This window comes from Providencia sp. 2024EL-00732 (assembly GCF_044006275.1).
GTDB classification, from domain to species: domain Bacteria; phylum Pseudomonadota; class Gammaproteobacteria; order Enterobacterales; family Enterobacteriaceae; genus Providencia; species Providencia huashanensis.
This window is the reverse complement of record NZ_JBIPDG010000003.1, coordinates 108,810-129,682: the sequence shown is the minus strand read 5'-3', so window position 1 is coordinate 129,682 and position 20,873 is coordinate 108,810. Positions and strand designations below refer to the sequence as shown.

Annotated in this window: 17 protein-coding genes; 14 read left to right on the top strand and 3 right to left on the bottom strand. The window is 39.5% G+C overall.

Annotated elements, in window-relative coordinates; translation table 11 throughout:
- Positions 1-342 precede the first annotated feature (342 nt).
- The 9 genes from ACHB7C_RS07340 (at position 343) to iolB (ending at position 13,504) form a co-directional block, all read left to right on the top strand.
- Positions 343-1,854: a CoA-acylating methylmalonate-semialdehyde dehydrogenase gene (locus ACHB7C_RS07340; protein WP_395346897.1), complete on the top strand. Its 1,512-nt coding sequence runs from the start codon at positions 343-345 to the stop codon at positions 1,852-1,854.
- 12 nt (positions 1,855-1,866) lie between these two features.
- Positions 1,867-3,804 (top strand): 3D-(3,5/4)-trihydroxycyclohexane-1,2-dione acylhydrolase (decyclizing), encoded by a 1,938-nt coding sequence (gene iolD / locus ACHB7C_RS07335; RefSeq protein ID WP_349483740.1) that lies wholly within the window; start codon positions 1,867-1,869, stop codon positions 3,802-3,804.
- Positions 3,805-4,305: 501 nt separating this feature from the next.
- A complete protein-coding gene (gene iolG / locus ACHB7C_RS07330) occupies positions 4,306-5,292 on the top strand; it encodes an inositol 2-dehydrogenase (RefSeq protein WP_395346893.1) in 987 nt (328 codons plus the stop codon).
- 391 nt (positions 5,293-5,683) lie between these two features.
- A complete protein-coding gene (locus ACHB7C_RS07325; RefSeq protein ID WP_042845190.1) occupies positions 5,684-7,090 on the top strand; it encodes a sugar porter family MFS transporter in 1,407 nt (468 codons plus the stop codon).
- A gap of 54 nt (positions 7,091-7,144) precedes the next feature.
- Positions 7,145-7,573, top strand: a complete 429-nt coding sequence (locus ACHB7C_RS07320) for a PTS sugar transporter subunit IIA (RefSeq protein ID WP_042845189.1) — start codon at positions 7,145-7,147, stop codon at positions 7,571-7,573.
- Positions 7,574-8,184: 611 nt separating this feature from the next.
- Positions 8,185-9,318 carry a Gfo/Idh/MocA family protein gene (locus ACHB7C_RS07315; RefSeq protein WP_395346890.1) on the top strand — a complete coding sequence of 378 codons (1,134 nt, stop codon included), beginning with the start codon at positions 8,185-8,187 and terminating at the stop codon, positions 9,316-9,318.
- Positions 9,319-9,343: 25 nt separating this feature from the next.
- On the top strand, positions 9,344-11,248 hold the full coding sequence (gene iolC, locus ACHB7C_RS07310) for a 5-dehydro-2-deoxygluconokinase (protein ID WP_042845185.1): 1,905 nt from the start codon (positions 9,344-9,346) through the stop codon (positions 11,246-11,248).
- A gap of 30 nt (positions 11,249-11,278) precedes the next feature.
- The gene (iolE, locus tag ACHB7C_RS07305) at positions 11,279-12,172 is read left to right on the top strand and encodes a myo-inosose-2 dehydratase (RefSeq protein ID WP_042845183.1); all 894 of its coding nucleotides are present in this window, start codon (positions 11,279-11,281) and stop codon (positions 12,170-12,172) included.
- A gap of 501 nt (positions 12,173-12,673) precedes the next feature.
- Positions 12,674-13,504, top strand: a complete 831-nt coding sequence (gene iolB, locus ACHB7C_RS07300; RefSeq protein WP_042845181.1) for a 5-deoxy-glucuronate isomerase — start codon at positions 12,674-12,676, stop codon at positions 13,502-13,504.
- Positions 13,505-13,595: 91 nt separating this feature from the next.
- Here iolB and ACHB7C_RS07295 read toward each other — a convergent pair whose 3' ends face one another.
- Complete coding sequence (locus tag ACHB7C_RS07295; RefSeq protein WP_048607963.1) at positions 13,596-14,237, bottom strand: NAD(P)-dependent oxidoreductase; 642 nt, start codon at positions 14,235-14,237, stop codon at positions 13,596-13,598.
- A gap of 197 nt (positions 14,238-14,434) precedes the next feature.
- Positions 14,435-15,403 (bottom strand): FUSC family protein, encoded by a 969-nt coding sequence (locus ACHB7C_RS07290; protein WP_042845178.1) that lies wholly within the window; start codon positions 15,401-15,403, stop codon positions 14,435-14,437.
- Positions 15,404-15,611: 208 nt separating this feature from the next.
- Between ACHB7C_RS07290 and ACHB7C_RS07285 the strand changes: the two genes are divergently transcribed.
- A complete protein-coding gene (locus ACHB7C_RS07285; RefSeq protein WP_198860835.1) occupies positions 15,612-16,232 on the top strand; it encodes a malonate decarboxylase holo-ACP synthase in 621 nt (206 codons plus the stop codon).
- Between the two features lie 137 nt (positions 16,233-16,369).
- Here the strand turns inward: ACHB7C_RS07285 and ACHB7C_RS07280 are convergent, their stop codons facing one another.
- Positions 16,370-16,999, bottom strand: a complete 630-nt coding sequence (locus ACHB7C_RS07280) for a glutathione S-transferase family protein (protein WP_048607961.1) — start codon at positions 16,997-16,999, stop codon at positions 16,370-16,372.
- Positions 17,000-17,383: 384 nt separating this feature from the next.
- Here ACHB7C_RS07280 and ACHB7C_RS07275 point away from each other — a divergent pair, with 384 nt between their 5' ends.
- The 4 genes from ACHB7C_RS07275 to ACHB7C_RS07260 all read left to right on the top strand — a co-directional run bounded on the left by ACHB7C_RS07275 (position 17,384) and on the right by ACHB7C_RS07260 (position 20,840).
- Positions 17,384-17,941 carry a cytochrome b gene (locus ACHB7C_RS07275; protein WP_042845173.1) on the top strand — a complete coding sequence of 186 codons (558 nt, stop codon included), beginning with the start codon at positions 17,384-17,386 and terminating at the stop codon, positions 17,939-17,941.
- Between the two features lie 13 nt (positions 17,942-17,954).
- The gene (locus ACHB7C_RS07270) at positions 17,955-18,533 is read left to right on the top strand and encodes a YceI family protein (RefSeq protein WP_042845172.1); all 579 of its coding nucleotides are present in this window, start codon (positions 17,955-17,957) and stop codon (positions 18,531-18,533) included.
- A 281-nt stretch (positions 18,534-18,814) separates the two neighbouring features.
- Complete coding sequence (locus tag ACHB7C_RS07265) at positions 18,815-19,588, top strand: hypothetical protein (RefSeq protein ID WP_042845171.1); 774 nt, start codon at positions 18,815-18,817, stop codon at positions 19,586-19,588.
- Positions 19,589-19,760: 172 nt separating this feature from the next.
- Positions 19,761-20,840 carry a linear amide C-N hydrolase gene (locus ACHB7C_RS07260; protein WP_042845170.1) on the top strand — a complete coding sequence of 360 codons (1,080 nt, stop codon included), beginning with the start codon at positions 19,761-19,763 and terminating at the stop codon, positions 20,838-20,840.
- Positions 20,841-20,873: the final 33 nt, after the last annotated feature.

The following is a 20,873-nucleotide window of genomic DNA, read 5'->3' as shown; positions in this document are numbered from 1 at the left end:
TTATTTTGAAACGGTTAGTTCAAATTTCTACATTCTCTATCTTTATATATCTAAAATAATTTGAATTTCGGTTAGCAAATTGAATGAGTTACATTGATTGCTTTTCTTATTGTGCCTAGTTGGTAAGTGCTTCTGTCTGCACTGCAATAGACGTGTATATCTAATTAAATAAGTGATTAGGAGACTTTTTAAAATGGCATTTTCTATCTTGAATTAGAAATTTCATAAAAACTTTGTCTAGATCACATAAATTGAATGTTATTTCAAATTTCATTGCAAATGAAACAAATATTTCATATACATTGGGTAACAACGTAATCCTGTCAGTTAAAGAGAGGCAACATGGAACAGATTAATAATTTCATCGGTGGTGAAATAGTTTTGAGCAAAAGCGGTCGATTTGCACCTGTATTCAACCCAGCAACGGGCGAGCAAATTGCACAGGTGGTATTAAGCAGTGCTGATGAAACGAAACACGCCATAGCGATTGCTCATAAAGCATTTCCAAAATGGTCGAAACTTTCGCCATTAAAGCGCTCTCGAATCTTATTTAAATTTAAAGCGTTACTTGAAGATAACATGGATGATTTAGCGCGCCTTATTTCTAAAGAACACGGTAAAGTGTTTTCTGATGCGGTGGGTGAGATTACACGAGGTCTGGAGGTTGTTGAATTTGCTTGTGGCATTCCTCACTTACAAAAAGGTGAACACTCGGCCAATGTCGCCACAGGTGTGGACAGTCATTCATTAATGCAACCGCTAGGTGTTTGTGCTGGTATTACCCCGTTTAATTTCCCTGCTATGGTACCGATGTGGATGTTCCCAGTGGCAATTGCTACCGGTAATACTTTTGTTTTAAAACCATCTGAGAAAGACCCGTCTTTGGCTCTTGAATTGGCTAAATTGTTAAAGCAAGCTGGTTTACCTGACGGTGTATTTAACGTCGTTCAAGGGGATAAAGAATCTGTTGATACGCTGCTAACTGCACCAGAAGTTCAAGCGGTAAGCTTTGTTGGTTCAACTCCGATTGCCGAATATATTTATACCACAGCGTCTCAGCATGGTAAGCGTTGCCAAGCGTTAGGTGGAGCAAAAAACCATTGTATTTTAATGCCTGATGCGGATATGGGGCAGGCTACGAATGCAATAATGGGCGCTGCATTTGGGGCTGCGGGTGAGCGTTGTATGGCACTTTCTGTTGTATTAGCCGTAGGGGATGAAACGGCAGATACATTAATTGCTAATTTGAAAACTCAGATAGCCAAAATGACCGTGGGACCCGGTATTACAGATGGCAAAGAAAATGATATGGGGCCAGTAATCTCAGCACAGCATAAAGCGAAAATCTGCGACTATATTGCGAGTGGTGAAAAACAAGGGGCGACATTATTGGTTGATGGTCGTGATTTCAAAGTAACGGGTTTTGAAAAGGGTTATTTTGTTGGGCCAACATTATTTGATAATGTGACTCCTGAAATGGATATTTATAAAGAAGAAATTTTTGGGCCTGTATTAGCTGTTGTACGAGTACCTGATTTTGAAACAGGGTTGAAACTAATTAACCAACACGAATACGGCAATGGAACCGCAATTTTTACACGTGATGGTGAAACAGCCCGTGAGTTCCAAGAAAATGTTCAAGCTGGAATGGTCGGAATTAATATCCCAATCCCAGTACCAATGGCTTTCCACAGTTTTGGTGGTTGGAAACGTTCAATTTTTGGGCCTCTCAATGTTCATGGAAATGATGGTGTTCGCTTCTATACTCGCATGAAAACAGTGACTAGTCGTTGGCCTGCTAGTGTACGTTTAGAACATCATGAAAGTAGTTTCACAATGCCAACCATGGAATAAATGGAGACCCATATGAATAAGCAGAAAATGACTACAGCCCAAGCATTGGTAAAGTTTCTTAACCAACAATATGTTGATGTCGATGGTGAGCAGTATCCGTTTATTCAGGGAATATTTACGATTTTTGGCCATGGTAACGTTGTCGGTTTGGGTCAGGCGCTTGAAGAAGCGCCTGGACATCTGCGAGTTTATCAAGGTTGTAATGAGCAAGGTATGGCGCATATTGCGACTGGCTTTGCCAAACAGAAAAAACGGAAACAAATTTTTGCAGTGACTTCTTCGGTAGGGCCGGGGGCAGCTAATATGGTAACGGCGGCGGCAACAGCTACAGCCAACCGTATTCCGTTGTTATTACTACCAGGAGACACCTTCGCCACTCGTCAACCAGACCCTGTTTTGCAGCAAGTCGAACAATATGGTGATGGGACAATCAGCACGAATGATTGTTTCCGCCCTGTATCTCGTTATTGGGACCGGATTTCGCGGCCTGAACAGCTAATGGCAGCGATGATTAATGCAATGCGTGTATTAACTGACCCTGCTGATACGGGGGCCGTTACCATTTGCTTACCTCAGGATGTTCAAGGGGAAGCATGGGAATACCCTGATTACTTCTTTGAAAAGCGAATTCATCGCATTGAACGCCGGCCGCCAACAAGTGTAAGTCTAGAGGAAGCCGCTCATCTTATTCAAAGTAGACAAAAGCCGCTTCTGATATGTGGTGGTGGTGTGCGTTATTCAGAAGCACATAATGATTTCGTTCAATTTGCGGAGGCTTACGGTATTCCGTTTGGTGAAACTCAAGCGGGTAAAAGTGCTGTTGTTGCCAACCATCCTTTAAATGTAGGGGGAATAGGCACGACAGGTGGGCTTGCGGCAAACTTACTTGCAAAAGAAGCTGATTTGGTTATTGGTGTTGGGACTCGTTTTACTGATTTTACCACGGCATCTAAGTCATTGTTTAGTAAAGAAGGTGTGCGGTTTTTAAATATTAACGTTGCTGAATTCGATGCCAGTAAGTTAGATGCATTAAAAGTGGTAGCAGATGCAAAAGAAGCTTTGCAAGCTCTTGATGCAAAAATGAAGGGGTCAGGCTATCAGGTCCAATGGGGACATGAAATTCAACTGGCGAAGCAACAATGGAAGAACGAATTAGACCGGTTGTTTAGCATTCAGTATCGGCCGTTGGATTTTATCCCAGAAATTGCAGGCCACCTTGATGATAAACTTGAAGAATACAGTAAAACACTCGGCACTGAACTTGCGCAAACTCGGGTTCTAGGTTTGATGCAGCAGCACATGGAGAGTGACGCGATTATTGTGGGGGCAGCGGGGTCATTACCGGGGGACTTACAGCGTATTTGGCTACCAAAGCAGCGGGATACTTACCATCTAGAATATGGTTATTCATGTATGGGGTATGAAATTGCTGCGGCTGTTGGCGCGAAAATTGCGGCTCCAGAACAACCTGTATATGCCATGGTCGGGGATGGCTCCTATTTGATGCTACACAGTGAGTTGCAAACGGCAATTCAAGAAAATATTAAAATCACTATTTTATTATTTGATAATGCGGGCTTTGGTTGCATCAATAATTTACAAATGAGCCAAGGCATGGGGAGTTTTGGGACTGAAAATCGCCAACGCAATCTACAAACAGGCCTACTGGATGGGCCATTAGTGAAAGTGGATTTCGCTAAAAATGCAGAAAGCTATGGTTGTAAAAGTTATCGAGTTCATGATGAAGCTCAGCTGATCTCTGCTTTGGAGGATGCTAAAACGCATTCAGGTTGTGTATTGATTGATATTAAAGTGCTTCCAAAAACCATGACTAATGGTTATGAAGCGTGGTGGCGTACAGGAACAGCTCAAGTTGCTAAAAAGCCTGAAATTGTTGCGGCGGCTGAGGAAATTAAACATAAAGTTGAACATAAGGTACGGCTTTATTAATTAACGCGTTATTGGTGGTTTACGTATCATCAAAATAACTCGATGGTGTTATGCCATTGAGGAGGTGTTTTATTTTGAGTGATGGTGTAGGCCTCATTTCGTCGGGTATTATTGTGAATATCCGCAAGGATTTCACTTATTGTGTTTATGAGTTGTCGTCATGTGTATTTTTAAACCCAGCGTTTGCTGGGTTTTTTTATGGTTTTAATAGTTTAATTTTCTTTTTGTTGAAATGTATGTTTTAAATTTAAGTTAGTCGGAATTAATAAAACAGAAACAGAAAATAAAGTTGCAGTAAAGTACATACTTTATTGTCAGATAGTGATGAGTTACATTATTATTTTGTGATCTAAATAACACTAAAAATACACTTTAATGCAACATTTGTTACCTAGAGCCCAAAAACATAATTTCCAAAAAATTATAAATTGAAATGAATGTTTTATTTGGTATATTTCGTAATATCCAAATAGTGGATTTAAGGTATCAAGGAGCATTTGAATGTTCAACATAGCACTATTCGGCGCAGGACGTATTGGACAGGTTCATGCTGTTAATATTGCCGGCCATAAAGAAACCGCACTTTATTCTGTTATTGATCCGTACCAAGCTAATGCATCTGCGTTGGCTGAAAAGTACCAAGCTAAAGTACAAACCACAGAAGAAGCGATGCAAGACCCAAATGTGCATGGCGTTTTAATTGCTTCTGCCACAGATACACATGCTGATTTAATTGAGTTAGCGGCTCAACATAAAAAAGTCATTTTTTGTGAGAAGCCAGTTCATCTCGATCTTGAACGAGTAAGACAATGCCTTAAAAGTGTTAAACAACACAATGTCCCATTGTTTATTGGTTTTAATCGCCGTTATGACCCGCAATTTCGCCATCTCAAAAATTTATTCCAGCAAGGGGCGATTGGTAAAGCTGAGTCTTTAATTATTACATCTAGAGACCCGTCACCGCCACCAGCAGAGTATGTCAAAGTCTCCGGTGGTATGTTCAGAGATATGACGATTCATGACTTTGATATGGCGCGCTTTATGATTGGTGAAGAACCTTGCTCTGTATTTGCCCAAGGAAGTAATGTAGTAGACCCTGCGATTGGCCTTGCGGGTGATATCGATACCGCATTCATTATTTTGAAGTTCCCTTCAGGGGCCATGGCGACCATATCGAATAGCCGCCGCTCAGGGTATGGTTATGACCAGCGCATTGAACTGCATGGTGAGAAGGGGCTGCTGACAGCTGAGAATATAAAAGAAAATAGCGTTGCGTTATTAAGCGAAGTCGGTTGTTTGTCTGCTAAACCCGAATATTTCTTCTTACAACGCTATCATGAGGCATACAAAGCTGAATGGGAACATTTTGTTGATATTTTAGCTGGACGTGCTGAATCAGAAACCACAGGTACCGATGGTGAGTTTGCATTATATCTTGCAGACAAAGCACTTGAATCATTAAAAACAGGAAAAGAAGTTAAACTCTAATTTATATTTTTAAATTATATTTTAATTGATTATTAATATGCGGACGAAAAAATGATTTTTCGCCCGCAATAGAATTCAGATATATTCATCCGATTATTTAATAAATATATACATTAATATTTGTCTTACGTATTAATTAAATACCCTACAAGCAGTAATGCTTCTATAAAATTTGTGGCTATTTTACTGTTTAATTTTTAAATTCAATCTAAGTGTTTGTTTTTATTTGTGAATTTTGATTTATAAAATAGTCTTGAAGCTTGCAAGTAGTGATTCAATAAGAGCGCCAAAAATTTTTCATTATTTAATACTTAACATGTAAAGAATTTATTTAAATACTGAAAATTTGCTTTTTTGGTAGACATAATGATTCAAATAATAAGGTAATAATATGTCATTAATAATGAATCTCAATGAACAACAGAGAAAAAGGTTGCACCAAATCACCTTGGTAGCAACCTTTGGTGGGTTACTTTTTGGTTATGATACTGGTGTAATCAACGGGGCATTTTCCTCACTGAAAGAAAACATGGGGTTAACACCGACCACTGAAGGCCTTGTGATGAGTGTCTTGTTGGTTGGTGCCGCACTTGGAAGTGTTTGCGGCGGGCGAGTGGCTGATTTTATCGGGCGACGCACCTATTTACTTTACCTTTCGTTTCTTTTCCTATTTGGCGCTTTTTTATCTGCCGCTGCACCGAATATTGAAATTCTCCTTGTAGCTCGATTTATTCTCGGTTTTGCTGTTGGTGGTGCATCAGTCACTGCACCAACATTTATTTCAGAGGTTGCGCCTACAGAAATGCGAGGCAAACTCACCGGGTTAAACGAAGTGGCAATTGTGATAGGTCAACTTGCTGCCTTTGCGATTAATGCGATTATTGGTTCTATTTGGGGGCATTTACCAGACGTTTGGCGTTATATGTTGTTAGTGCAAGCTGTACCTGCTTTATGCTTACTTTTTGGTATGTGGAAAGCTCCGGAAAGCCCGCGTTGGTTGATGAGTAAAAATCGTCGTGAAGAAGCATTGAACATTTTAAAACAAATTCGCCCAGAAAAACGTGCTATTCAGGAATATGAAGATATTGTCACATTGTTAGATGTTGAAGCCGCAGAAGCAAAGAAAAACCCAAATGGAAAAAAACAAAATCTAGCTTTAATTTTCAATACCCCTTGGATTTTTAAATTAGTTTTGATTGGGATGGTATGGGCTGCTTTACAGCAAACCACAGGGGTTAACGTAATTATGTACTATGGTACAGAAATACTGAAAACGGCTGGTTTTTCTGAACAAACTTCTTTGGTTTTTAACGTATTAAATGGTGTGTTCTCTGTTGGGGGAATGGTTATCGGGGTACTGTTCTTAGTTGACCGCTTTAAGCGCAAGACATTAATTGTCGGTGGTTTTGCTTTAATGGCATCGTTACATTTATTAATCGCAGCAACGGATTATTTCTTAACTGGGGATATTAAAGCAACGTTGATCTGGTTACTTGGTGCGGTATTTGTTGGTGTGATGCAAGGGACAATGGGCTTTTTAACTTGGGTGGTATTAGCCGAGTTATTCCCATTAAAAATCCGTGGGTTATCGATGGGGATTTCTGTTTTCTTTATGTGGATTATGAATGCGATCGTGAGTTACTTGTTCCCTGTATTGCAAGCCGAACTTGGTTTAGGACCTGTATTCTTAATTTTCGCGGTAATAAACTACTTAGCAATTGTCTTTGTGGTGAAACTACTTCCTGAAACATCGAATAAATCGTTAGAGCAGTTAGAAGAAGAGTTGTCATCAATGTAGTTGTTAACCATTCATGATACGAATGTACCTAGTTAACTTAAAAGAGGGTTAGATATGATTGAACAACTGACCACAAATAATCTGCATTTAGGGTGTCAGGCCAGAAATAAAGCTGAAGTATTAAAGATGGTAGGTACCGAGTTTAAAAATAAAGGCTACGTAGATAGGGACTGTGTCCATTTTCTAACTGAAAGAGAGCAGCAAATCTCGACTTTTTTAGGCAATGGTATCACTCTGCCACATTTACCTAAATCAGCGAATGACATCATCTTACATACGGGAGTGGAAATTTTTCAATTCCCTGATGGGGTGATTTGGGATAGAACCAATGTGATGTTCATTGCCATCGGTGTGATTGCTAAATCAAGGGAGCATATTGATGTACTCAAAGAGATTGCATTGATTTTCAGTGATGAGTTTATTGCTAATGCATTATCTTTAACGTCGAGTAAAGAAGAATTTCTCAGTATTTTACATCGCTAATTATACTGTTTTCATCTTAAACCGTTATGAGAACAATAACATACTCATGACGGTTTTTTATATTCACTGAAAAAGTAAGAATAGGGACAATATTGGGAAGATAGTCGCTCTTTTTATAAAATGATATTGCTCCTTTACCTTAATTGATAGGAAGTCATTGATGTCATTTCATATACCAACTAACTAAGTTAATGTACACCTAGAACAAACCAGCGATGATAACTTACGAGCCCAAGGAACGGTATGGTCTGCAAACATACAGGGAATAAACACATTGTTTATTTACTTAGCTGTGTAAAACAGCAATGAACAACTGAGGTGCAATGTTTCATTTCATTTCATTTTTTGCTTTTTCATTCCATTTTTTATTCTTTTATTTCATCATTTATCTCCGCCTTACCTCTTTAGGTTCCTGAGTAATAGAGTTAATTCTTTATATATTAGCTAATTACATAAAAAATTAACGCTAGATCACATAATGAAACTAATATTCCTGATTTCATTGAAAATGAAATGAATATTCCGTATAACATTATTATCAACTTCTGAATAAATCAGACCCGCATTGGGTTAGCCAGTGCGCCACTAAAAATGAGCGAGGGGAAGAACAAATGAAGGAAATCCGTATCGGTATGATTGGTACTGGCTATATTGGGCGAGCTCATGCCATTGCTTATGCACAGGCCCCTACTGTTTTTCCACTACAAGGAAAATTGGTTCGCGAAATGATTGCCGAGATTACACCAGAGCTAGCTCAAGCTCGGGCTCAAGAAATGGGGTTCAATCGTTCAACCAATGATTGGCGCAAACTCGTGGCTGACCCAAATATTGATGTGGTGGATATTTGTTCCCCTAATTTTCTGCATAAAGAAATGGCAATGGAAGCAATTAAACATGGCAAACATGTTTATTGTGAAAAGCCATTAGCGCTTAACTCTGATGATGCAAAAAAAATGGTAGAAGCGGCAAAGAAAGCCGGTGTTTTAACCTTGGTGGGTTTTAATTACATGAAAAACCCAACATCACAACTCGCAAAAGAAATTATTGCTAATGGTGAGATTGGTGAGGTTATCCATTTTTATGGTACCCATAATGAAGATTATATGGCAGATCCCAATGCCCCCATTCATTGGCATTGTTTCAAAGAAAAAGCGGGTTTAGGGACGCTGGGTGACTTATCTGCACACATTATCAATATGGCACAATTTTTAGTTGGCGATATTGAAACCGTTTGTGGTGACATGGAAATTGTTATTAAACAACGCCCAGAGAAAGAAGGCTCATCTGTGATGGTGCCTGTTGAAAATGAAGACCAAGCACATGCGATGGTACGTTTTTCAAGCGGAGCGATGGGGGTTATCGAAACTTCACGCATTGCAGCTGGACGTAAAATGGGGCTGACCTATGTGGTGACGGGTACTAAAGGGACATTAACCTTCACACAAGAAAGAATGGCTGAACTAAAACTATATCGTCACGACGACCCAAGTAACCGTCAAGGTTTTAAAACAATCTTAGTTGGGCCAGAACATCCAGATTATGCACCGTTTTGTGGTGGTGCAGGCCATGGTATTGGCTTTAACGATCAAAAAACCGTAGAAGTGCGCGATCTCATTAATGGGGTAGCCACAGGCACACCAATGTGGCCTGATTTTGAAGAAGGCTGGAAAGTATCGCGAATTTTAGATGCAATCGCGCGCTCATATGAAGAACAGCGCTGGGTTAAAGTCAAAGAAATCAATTGATTCTGTTGTAGTTAAGGGGTGATTAATGGATAAGCAGAAGAAGTTAGATGTTATCTGTATGGGCCGTATTGCCGTTGACCTGTACGGACAACAGATAGGTTCTCGTTTAGAAGATATGAGTACATTTGCCAAATATTTAGGTGGCTCTTCGGGGAATGTGGCATTTGGAACTGCGATACAAGGATTAAGGTCATCAATGCTTGCCCGTGTTGGTGATGAGCATATGGGCCGTTTTTTACGTGAGGAATTAAAGCGTGTAGGGTGCGATACCAGTCATCTTATTACTGATAAAGATAGATTAACGGCATTGGTAATATTAGGGATCAAAGATCAAGACACTTTTCCATTGATTTTCTATCGTGATAATTGTGCTGATATGGCAATTAGTCCAGACGATTTTACGGAAGAATATATTGCATCCTCTCGTTGTCTGGCAATTACAGGGACGCATTTATCTAACCCTAAAACCCGTGCCGCTGTGCTAAAAGCATTGGAATATGCCAAACGTAATGATGTAAAAACTGCCATTGATATAGATTATCGCCCAGTCTTATGGGGGCTAACTTCCCTAGGTGATGGTGAAACGCGTTTTATTGCTTCTCAAAGCGTAACTCAGCAATTACAAGACGTGTTGTCACTGTTTGATCTGATTGTCGGAACCGAAGAAGAGTTTCATATTGCCGGTGGGACAACGGATACTGTTCAAGCCCTTAAAAATATTCGTCAATTAACAAATGCTGAACTAGTGTGTAAACGCGGTTCTTTAGGGTGCTCAGTGTTCAGTGGTGAGATCCCAGAGACCTTAGACGAAGGGATTACAGTACATGGCGTGAGGGTGGAAGTCCTTAATGTATTAGGTGCAGGTGATGCCTTCATGTCTGGTCTATTACGCGGTTATTTGAATGGAGATGGTTGGGAAAAAGCCTGCGCTTTTGCTAACGCATGTGGGGCATTAGTTGTTTCGCGCCACGGTTGTGCGCCCGCGATGCCAACGAAAGTTGAACTGGATAACTACCTTGAGCGCGCTGCGGCTGTACCGCGTCCTGATCTCGACCCGATGCTTAATCACTTGCACCGAGTGACATCACGTAGCACTCAGTGGGATGAATTATGTGTAATGGCGTTTGACCATCGGATCCAATTTGTCGATATGGCACGTAATGCAGGTGCAGATATTTCATGTATCCCTTATTTGAAAAAATTGATTTTCCGTGCCAGCCGTGAAGTAGCTGAAGAGGCAAACTTACAGGGTAAAGCAGGTTTATTGTGTGATAGCACTTTTGGTCAGGATGTTTTGAATGATGTGACAGGGCGTGGTTGGTGGATAGGGCGACCCATTGAGCTACCAGCGTCCAGACCACTATGTTTAGAGCATGGCAATATTGGTTCGCAGCTGATTAGCTGGCCGAAAGAGCATATCGTGAAATGCTTAGTATTTTTCCACCCTGAAGATAATCATCCGCTGCGTTTAGAGCAAGAGAAAACCGTTCAAGAGGTGTATAGCGCATGCTGCCAATCAGGCCATGAATTATTACTGGAAGTAATATTACCAGCTGATATGGAGCGTAATGATGAGTTGTATTTACGAGCCATTAAACGTTTTTATAACTTAGGCATCAAGCCAGACTGGTGGAAATTACCACCGCTACAGGCAGAAAATTGGGATGAGGTTGATGCATTGGTCCAAGAGCGTGACCCTTATTGCCGTGGTGTTGTATTACTAGGGCTTGATGCGCCACAAGCAGAATTACAAGCGGGCTTTAATGCCGCTGCTGGGAAGTCAATCGTAAAAGGATTTGCCGTTGGTCGTACTTTATTTGGTAAGCCTTCTTATGAGTGGATGAAAGGTGAAATCAATGACGACGAGCTGGTTCAGAAAATAAAAAGCAATTACTTAAATCTGATCGCCTTATGGCGTCAGCGTAAATAATATTACTCTTACCTACACAGGAGCTTCATCATGGCAATCCAACTTGGTATTAACCCTTTGACATGGACCAATGATGATTTACCCACTTTAGGGGCAGAAACGTCTCTAGAAACATGTTTAACTGAAGGTCGTCAAGCAGGGTTTGCTGGTTTTGAGTTAGGAAATAAGTTTCCACGTAAAGCGGAAATCTTAGGGCCAATTTTAAAACAGCATGATTTACAACTGGTTTCAGGCTGGTATTCGGGTGAATTGTTGACTCGCAGCGTGGAAGAGGAAATTGAAGCGGTACAAGGTCACTTAGCATTACTGCGTGATTTAGGCGCGAAAGTGATGGTATTTGCCGAAGTGACTCACTGTATTCATGGCGATCAAAATAAACCCGTTCATATGCGACCACTATTTCCAAATGACCAATGGGAAGAATACGGCAGGAAGCTGACTGAGTTTGCGAAATATACCTTATCTCAAGGGGTTAAAATCGCCTATCACCACCATATGGGGACGGTTATCGAGTCAGCAGAAGATGTTGATAACCTGATGAAACATACCGGTGATGAAGTAGGCTTATTACTGGATACAGGGCACTTAACATTTGCAGGTGCGGACCCAGTAGAAGTCGCTAAACGTTGGGCAAAACGAATTAATCATGTGCATTGCAAAGATGTGCGTGCAGATGTATTAAAAGATGTTAAAAACCGCAAAACAAGTTTCTTAGATGCAGTATTAGCTGGGGTGTTTACAGTACCCGGTGATGGCTGTGTTAACTACCCAGAAGTCTTTAAAGTATTAAAAAATAGCCAATACGAAAATGGTTGGTTAGTGGTAGAAGCGGAGCAAGACCCAGCGATTGCCCACCCGTTGACTTACGCGACACTGGGCTATAACAATTTACATAGGTTAGCCAAAGAAGCCGGGCTAATCTAAATCGTCGTCATATTTCAGTCTGTGGCGTTGTTGGCTGCACTCGACCACACAGGTCACATACTTATGTATGCTCCCTGCGATGCTCTTGTTTGCCGCCTAGCCACAAACTGAACTATTTAGACGATTAGGCATTATATTTCAGTCTGAGGTGTTGGTGGTTGGACTCGACCACACAGGTCACATACTTATGTATGCTCCCTGCGTTGCTCTTGTTTGCCGCCTAGCCACAAACTGAACTATTTAGACGATTAGGCATTATATTTCAGTCTGAGGCTCTGAGGTGTTGGTGGTTGGACTCGACCACACAGGTCACATACTTATGTATGCTCCCTGCGTTGCTCTTGTTTGCCGCCTAGCCACAAACTGAACTATTTAGTGTATTTAGAGCGAAAGGCTCAAAAGAATTAAAAAGTTAGATGGCTGTATTTTGAGTGATGGCCACAGGTCAATAAAACAGATTGCAGGTGTTAGTAGGCAATCTTAAAGTGTCAGAGGAAAATTATGTCAAAATTACTGTCGAAATATCATGCTCCAGATGCACATAAGCGAACTCAGCATATCACTCCGAAAATCGCTAACTGGGGATATGTTCACTTTGATGTTTATGAATTAAAACAAGGTGAGTCGATTTCTTTACCCGCTTGTGAAAATGAAATGTGCTTAGTGCTAGTGGCAGGTAAAGCGACGATTAAAACGCCAAATCAAACATTTGATAATATTGGCGACCGCATGGACCCTTTTGAACGTAAAAAACCATATGCAGTTTATGTCACAGCCCAAGAGTTTGCTGAAGTTAAAGCTGAAACAGCATTGGAACTCGCAGTTTGCAGTGCAAAAGGAAAGGGCACTTACCCAACTCGCTTAATTGGCCCTGATGATATTGGGGCAGAGCAACGGGGTTATGGCAACAATAAACGCTATGTACATAATATTTTACCCGATGATAAAGCGGCAGATAGCTTGTTAGTGGTGGAAGTTTATACGGATGAAGGCTGTACTAGTTCCTATCCAAGCCACAAGCATGATACTGATAACGAGCCAAATGAAACGTATTTGGAAGAAACCTATTATCACCGATTAAATCCATCTCAAGGTTTTTGTATGCAGCGTGTTTATACAGATGATCGTGAATTAGATGAGTGTATGGCGGTGTATAACAAAGATGTGGTTATGGTGCCAAAAGGGTATCACCCAATGGCAACAATGGCAGGTTATGACAACTATTACCTTAATGTGATGGCTGGCCCAACACGTAAATGGTTATTTACGTGGGAAAAAGACCACAATTGGGTTAATAGTGAGATTTATGCAGCAAAACATCGTGAAAAGTAAGTGAAAGTTATACGTGAATTAAGTTGAGTAAACACCAAATCTGTTATCAATTTTGCCGGTAAGTATATAGTTACCGGCTTTTTTATTTAATTTAATATGCAACGGTAAACTGTTGGCGAATAAATTGTGCATGTTCAGCTTCATCAAGGATGGCGACAGCGAGATCTTCAACGGAAATCTTTGCGGGGTGTTGGCCATTCATGAGTAACTGGCTTCCACCTAAACGGAATGTTTCGGTTCTTTCTCCTGGTTCAAGTACCGCAGCAGGGGAAACATAGGTCCAATCAAGAGAATCGATAGATTGTAAGTGGCTTTTGAGTTCCCTCATGGCTTGAGCCCCAGGTTTTATTTCAGTTGGGAAATTAGGAGAATCAATTAAATCAACACCTGAAGAGGTTTTTAAACTCCCCGCACCACCGACAACGATAAACCGTTTTACCATTGATTTTTGTACAGCTTGTAAAATCGCTTGGTTACCTGCCACGGTATCTTGATATAAATTTGGGTTTTGCCAGCCACCATTAAAAGCACTAATGACGACATCTTGCCCTTTGAGCCGAGAGGTTAGCCAAGCAACATCGGTGATATCACCAGATGCGGTAATTAAATACGCATGTTGAGACAATTGGTTGCTGTGACGAGAAATAGCCGTGACTTGATGATGACGGAGTAACGCCTCAGCTACGATGGCCTTACCCACAAACCCTGTTGCGCCAATGATGGATATTTTCATTTTGAGCCTCGCGTTACTTGAATGTGAAATGCATCAATAATGATCCCAAAATTACTGACTTGAGTGTTTTTTATCCTTATCAAAGTATAGAACAGACTTATTCATTACGTAATCTAGTTAGTTTTTATTTCGTGAAGTACCCTAGAGATTCGACAAAACTTAACAATGCTTGTTTTTTGAGGATTTATTCCCCTTAGTTATTTTTCTTGCCTGAATAATTTTAAAATAACACTTGTCATAATAGCGATAGCACCTCCTAAGGCGGTCTCTAAGACTCGGTCAAATAATAATTCATAGGTAGGGTGTCGCCAATAAATGACTTGTTCAAGAACGGATAAAATTAAACTGGTAACGACAAAAGTCATGAAAGTGTAGCCATGATGAAAGCTCATAGGCATGAGAAATGCGAACACCACCATTGCAAATAAGCCAATATAAGGCATCAGAGGGGTGTTAAATAAAAGGTACAGTAAAAGTACGGAAATAAGGCTCCCTAAAACGCGTTGCCCTGTAATATGAATGATACCCTTAGTTTTGGGGTGTAAAACAAATACAAATGTGAGCAATGTCCAATAAAAATGACCTAGGTCGAGCATTCTAGGAATGGCTAATGTTAATAAAAGCCCCACAGCATAAGTCATGGAACGCGGGATAATATTCTTATGTAATGTGAATAAATTTTTCTCAACCAGTGCACCGGTAATAATGCTATGTCGTGTCATTTTGTGGCTTAAGGTATAGTAAGTTACTAAAGTAACACCGCTTCCAATAATAAAGCCCAACGCTAAGCTTCTAGAAATATCAGGTAAAATTGTCCCTATGGTTGACATGATAATCATAAATTTCATGGTTAAATCCATCACAGGGTCAGTGCCATATAACTGATAATAAATAAAAGAAAACACGAAGAGATAAACATAAAACGCCATGCTTAATCGCAGGGTATCACCTATAAATATGGCGACTAAAATCATCAATAGCCAAAAAGCGGTATAGGCATAATTTTTATACTCTTTTGCAGCATTGAACAGATTAAAAGAATAAAGTGTGGAAAATGCTGCCCACATAGCTGCTTGCGCATCTAAAATCAGATAGGCCGCGACTGCACTAAACAACATGCAGCTGGTAAAAAGGAACCCATCGTAAATAGCAGGGATGTTTCTCATAATACGATGCTCATAAATAGAAGCTTAACTTATTAATTATTAAGGTAATTAGATAGCAATCTCATTGATGTTTCAAGGATAGAAAACAATATCTGGCTAGATTGTTAATTAATGGCACGATATTCATGGTTAAAAGGTAAATTCTGTTTTTATACAGTAAAAAAGGCATAATAGAAGGAGCATTCATAGCAATCATAAAGGTAATAAAATGCAAATAATTAATCCGCATGATTTTGTTTGGGTCGGCAATGATAATGATGTTGCGGTAGAATCGCTCCCTGAATGGGTTGCCTCACAGTGGAATAGTAAGCTGCCACTGACCGTTTATAGAGATAAAGCGGACAATAATAAATTGACGGTCGCAATTCGGGGAATTAAACCGCATCAACGCGTCACGACTCAAATTGATAAATCAGCGATAACCCATATTATGAATGTAGAGTCTTTGGTAGCAAATTCAGTTGAATTACAACGCTCTATGTTTATCGCGTTACCACCTGTCCAGGTGTTATGGATAATCTCACAGGATAAATGGCCTTGGCAGTGGGGCGTCACGGGGAGTTGTGCCTATACCTTGGCAACCGATATTCAAAGTATGTTATCTGACTGCGACCTTGATGTAGTTATTCGTTGTTCAACTCCTCAACAAAAAGAAGATTTTGCCGAATTCGCCATTAAAGCAAATACCCCGTATTGCCCAATTGATATTCACATTGAAACCCCAAAAGGGGGCTTTTCGTTAGCGGAATGGTTTAAAAACGACCAAGTTACATTACATACTCCTACAGGCGATGTAATGACTGCTAACCCTTGGGATGAAAGATTGTAATCTTTTATTTATAAAATAGGGGTAATGGCTTGAATATTAATCAGATTGGTTAATATTTAATTTTGATGTTCGTGCAGGTGATTTTTTCCTAATCAATAAATTAGGGGGCAATACAACTAAGGCCCCTATCTTATCGGTTAGTGGTCGATATTCGGTTCATGTAGACTTGCTTCGTGCCATTCTTTCATTGCCGGTAAATCTAAAACGCGGGCTACCCAATGTTGTGCTGCTGGGCTTATTGGTAACTGATAGCTACGGATGCGAAAGGCTACAGGTGCGAAGAAAGCATCAACAACGCTAAACTCATTGCCCGCAAGCCATGGCCCGCCGAATTGATTCAACCCATCTTGCCATAATTGCTGAAGGCGGTTTAGGTCCGTTTGTAATTCGGAAGAAATCGTCGCTGTAGTTGCTTTGAGCGCAACATTCATTGGGCATTGTTGGCGTAGATAAGTAAACCCAGAATGCATTTCTGCACTAGCGCTGCGAGCCCAAGCTCTTGCTTTGTTATCTTTTGGCCATACTTGAGGGTGCGTTTCAGCGATGTATTCACAAATAGCGAGAGAATCCCAAACAGTGAGTTTGTCATCAACTAAACAAGGTACTAAGCCCGTTGGGGAGAAACGACTAAATTTGTTATGGCTACTTTTACCATTTTCAAAAAAACACAGATTTTCTTCAAACGGGATTTGCAATACTTTTAATAAAACCCAAGGACGTAAAGACCACGAAGAGTAATTTTTATTCGCTATCCAAAGTTTATACATAGAGTCTAACCTGCTAGTTAATTAAAAATGTAAAAATGGAGAATACCAATGTAAAAGGAAAATGCCTGACCGACAAATTTTATTTTTATGAGAAAAGGTTATATCTATTTGCTATAAGGTAGAACAAATTGAAATTAACCAAAATGGAAATATAATTATCCAGTTACGACTGTTTACAAAACTGGAAGAATCTTTATTCAACTTTTACTATTAAATATAGACAAAACAAAATAGTAAACTATTTTTAATTATGTTGATTGTATTTGAATATCTACAACAAATTATTTGTTTAACTTAGGGATAGGAATAATATTAGTTTCACCTTATGATTACTAAGGCTTAGTTAATACGATATCACCTTCACCTCTAAATGGTTTTTTTATCATGCAATGGAAAAATAGTGCAACCCGTTATGGGCATATCTCGTTGCTCGTGCATTGGTTGGTCGCAATAGTCGTATATGGAATGTTTGCTTTAGGTTTATGGATGGTGACACTGGGATATTATGACAGTTGGTACCACCAAGCTCCTGAGATACATAAGAGTATAGGAATATTATTATTTATTGTTATGGCATTTCGTGTGATTTGGCGATTTATTTCTCCCCCACCGAAACCATTAGCAAGTTATAGCAAATTAACGAGAGCAAGCTCTTTGATTGCACAGGTGCTGATTTATATTATTTTATTCAGTATTTTGATTAGCGGTTATTTAATTTCGACTGCTGATGGACAGCCTATTAGTGTATTTGGCTGGTTTGAAGTACCCGCAATATTTACTGGCGCTGCAACACAAGCGGATACCGCAGGTGAAATTCACTTATATTTAGCTTGGGCTGTAGTTTTATTGTCAGTTTTACATGCTTTTGCTGCTTTTAAACATCACTTTTTTGATCGTGATATTACATTAAAAAGAATGTTGGGTTTTAATCCCGATAAGTAACGTGGAGATAATTATGTTGAAGAAAACGGTTCTTGGTCTGGCTACTGGTGCTTTATTTTTAACCGCAGGTTCTGCATTAGCAGAAACATATCAATTTGATAAGCAAGGCCAACATGCGTTTATTGAATTCCGTATTCAGCATTTAGGATATAGCTGGGTATATGGTAGCTTTAAAGATTTCGATGGCAATTTCACTTATGATGCAAAAGACCCATCAAAAGATAAAGTAGAAGTCACGATTAAAACGGGAAGCATTGATACTAACCATGCAGAGCGTGATAAGCATTTACGCAGCGCTGACTTTTTAAATGCAGCTAAATTCCCTGAAGCGAAATTCGTTTCAACAGAAGTGAAAAAAGACGGTGAAACTTATAAAATTACAGGTGATTTTACTTTAAATGGTGTGACAAAACCAATTACCTTAGATGCAAAACTGATGGGTGAAGGTAAAGACCCATGGGGTGGATATCGCGCAGGTTTTGAAGCCCAAGGTAATATTAAATTGAAAGAATTTAATATTAAATCTGATTTAGGGCCTAAATCTCAAGAAGCACAACTGCTGATTTCTGTTGAAGGCGTTCAAACTAAATAAGTTTTATTATTCAAAACCTTCGGGCTGCTAAGCTCCGGAGGTTTTTTATTTATGAATAACTAAATTATTTTCTGTACTAAATCCCTCTTATCTTTATTTCGCAATTTCCTTTATTCCTATAGCTAGACAGCTTCGATGCAAGCTAAAATAGTAGGCATAGGACGTTATCGTCTTGAACACTATTATTTGGTGTATGGCAATATATCTCATTGTTTAGGTGATATAGGCAAGTTTGACGGCATTTGTGGTGATCCGTTTTATAGAGAAAAGGCAGGGCAATTTTGAAAACAAATAACTCACGTAAAACCGCATTAATTGTATGCATTATTTTTATTGCATTTGCGCTCGGTTTTTATTGGTTAAGTAAAGATAATGACGTGTTATCAACTGAAAATAATAGTGCTATTCATTCAGAAGCACTTGCTCAAGTTGAAAAAGAATTGCCGATAATTGCCACAGTAAAGAAAATAAGCCCTGAGACCTACCAAAGTTTTGAGCACCTTATTACACAATATGACCCGACGAATGAAGACCTGCGTCGTCAATTATTTGATCAGGTTGTTGGCAGCGTAATGAAACTGGTGCTGGAGCGTATGGAATACGCCTCTGATGATTCTGTTATTAATTTCACCAGTAAAGTGAATGATTATCTTAAAATCTTATTAGAAGAAGACCCAACAGGGCAAACATGTTTTTATTCTCTTTTCCCACATTTAAGAGAGACGGCGGAAATTATCCCACCCCAAAAAAGCCAAGTAGTATTATTAAAGCAAATTCAAGCAACGAATGAACTGTTAATTTCGAGTGAAGCGGGTACGAAGCAAGCTTTAATGTCACCTGCTGAATATACTGAGATGTTGACTAAACTAGCCAGCGAACTTTCTACAAAATATGGTGCAGACACAGCAATTCTTGGCAATTTACAAGCGGGTAAAAAATCGCCTGCATTAGCTTGTCGTATTTCGATTAGCTTCTATGATGAAATATTAGCTATCCCAGATAACAAACAAAAAGCAGCATTATTACGTTCTTTGTTTTCTTCAGTAAATAACTAGTTTTTTCACTGTAAAAAATGGCACTGATACAAAGAAGTGCCATTAACGTTTATCATTTATTGTATTTCTTACTATATCCATATCTCATTTTATTTTTTATCTAGTAAGACTAAATAATATCCATCTGTATACTATGCTTATAGTACGTTAATTTGATTATTTTGGAGATGGCATGCAGTTTGTTAAAAAAAGCATCGTAGCACTAGCGACAATCGCAGCAATATCAATGCCTATTGTGGTGAGCCAAGCATGTACTCGGGTACTTTACTTGGGTGACAACGAGCAAATCATGACTGGTAGAACAATGGATTGGAAATACGATATTGGTACCAATCTTTGGGTTTTCCCTCGGGGAATGGAGCGTAATGGGGTTGCTGGGCCAAATTCTCTACAATGGAAGTCAAAATACGGTAGCGTGATCGCTTCAGGTTATGATATTTCGACGACTGATGGGGTCAATGAAAAAGGCTTAGTGGCAAATCTCTTGTGGCTAGCGGAATCAAAATACCCTCAAGTGGACGATAAACAACCTGCATTGTCTATTTCATTGTGGGCACAGTATGTTTTAGATAACTATGCAACGGTCGAAGAAGCGGTTGCTGATTTAGAAAAAAATCCGCTAGTCGTCGCTACTGATAATGTGCCAGGGCAAGATCGTTTGGCGACCTTACATTTATCTTTATCAGATGCTAGTGGCGATAGCGCTATTATTGAATATATTGATGGTAAGCAAGTTATTCATCACAATCGAAAATATCAAGTGATGACTAATTCACCAATTTATGAAAAGCAATTAGCAATGCAGGAATATTGGCAAGGGATTGGTGGTACAGTGATGTTACCAGGAACTAACCGCTCAGCAGACAGGTTTGCCCGGGCCCAATTCTATATCAATGCCATCCCTCAAAAAACAACAGCTAACAAAGCGGTAGCGAGTGTTTTTAGTGTCGTTCGCAATGTGTCTGTACCATATGGTTTGACATCAGAAAACTCACCAGAGATATCATCAACTCGTTGGCGTACTTTGGTGGATCATAAGCGTCAACTTTACTTTTTCGAGTCCGCATTAACGCCAAATATTTTTTGGACCGATTTAAAGAAAATTGATTTTTCTGCTGAAACAGGGAAAGTCAAAAAGCTTGACTTAGGAGTAGAGCAAAGCAATATCTATTCAGGGGATGCGACCAACAGTTATGTGGTAACAAAACCATTTGAATTCTTAGGGTTAAGTGCTAAGCAATTAGGTTATTAATTATCTATTATTAGGTAATGAATCATAGGGCAA